This is a genomic window from Micromonospora cabrerizensis (genome assembly GCF_022230955.1).
GTDB classification, from domain to species: domain Bacteria; phylum Actinomycetota; class Actinomycetes; order Mycobacteriales; family Micromonosporaceae; genus Micromonospora; species Micromonospora cabrerizensis.
On sequence record NZ_JAKKFI010000010.1, the window covers coordinates 1 to 1,049 of the forward strand.

Annotated in this window: 1 protein-coding gene and 1 pseudogene; one reads left to right on the plus strand and one right to left on the minus strand. The window is 69.8% G+C overall.

What is annotated here, in order from left to right:
- A pseudogene (locus LADH09A_RS01415) lies at nucleotides 1–198 on the minus strand (ABC transporter substrate-binding protein); the annotation flags it as partial.
- Nucleotides 199–567: 369 nt separating this feature from the next.
- Here LADH09A_RS01415 and LADH09A_RS01420 point away from each other — a divergent pair.
- Nucleotides 568–1,049: LacI family DNA-binding transcriptional regulator (locus tag LADH09A_RS01420; protein WP_238642910.1), on the plus strand; the 482-nt coding region annotated here is incomplete at its 3' end.

Below are 1,049 nucleotides of genomic sequence, written 5' to 3' on the forward strand. Positions count from 1 at the left end.
GGCGCGCCCGTCTCGGGCGATCAGGCTACGCGTGATCGGCGCGGTCCCGAGATCCGTCTTGACGACGGCGTTGGAATCCGGGGCCGACGACCTGTCCTCACCTGGCGCGCTGCAGGCCGTCGCGGTCATCCCGATCGCCAGCAGCGACGCGAGGAGCACCGTTCTCCGTTGCGGGAATTTTGTCAGCAATTCTGCCATGTCATGACTCCTCGACATCGTCACGCGTCCCGCGGCCCGTGGCCGCGCGACGGCTCCACCGGGACCACCACCCGAACGACAACCCGACCTGTGCCGTCGTGATCCGTCGCCCGAGGGCAGCACCCGTACCGTCAGCAAAAGAACCGCGGCGCGGCCACCCAGGGCGTCTCGGGAGACGCCACAAGTGGTCGCTAAACTGATTTAGCAGAGCATGCGCGTGGCGCGGGAAGCTGTCAAGGACAACGTGGCAACGGTGCGGAAACGTCGTGTTCACACCACCTCCGGCGTGACCGACGCTGGATATCGGGCGGCGACGCATCATGATGGGCGGGAGCGGGCCGGTGGCACCGCGCCTGATTCGGAGGACTGATGGGCAGCAACAGAGCAACACTCGCCGACGTCGCCCGCAGAGCCGGGCTGTCCAAGACCGCCGCGTCGATGGTTCTCAACGGCAGGGAGGGCACCCGACTCTCGGCCGAGGCCCACCAGCGCGTCTTCGCCGCCGCCGAGGAACTCGGCTACCGGCCCAACCTCGCCGCGCGCAGCCTGCGTACCCGCAAGACGGCGACCATCGCGTTCGTCTCCGACATCGTGGCCACCACCCGGTTCGCCGGCGACCTCATCCGCGGTGCCCTCGACGCCGCCCGCGAACGCGACCACGTACTGCTCATCACCGAGACGCAGGGCGACGCCACCTTCGAGCAGTACGCCATCGAGGCCGTGCTCGACCGGCAGGTCGACGGAGTGATCTACGCGCCCTCCGCCACCAGCCGCACAACCGCCCCCCCACGCAGTCCCCCCCTCCCCCCCCCCCCACCCACCCCCCCGCCAGCCACCGCCATCCCCGCCAC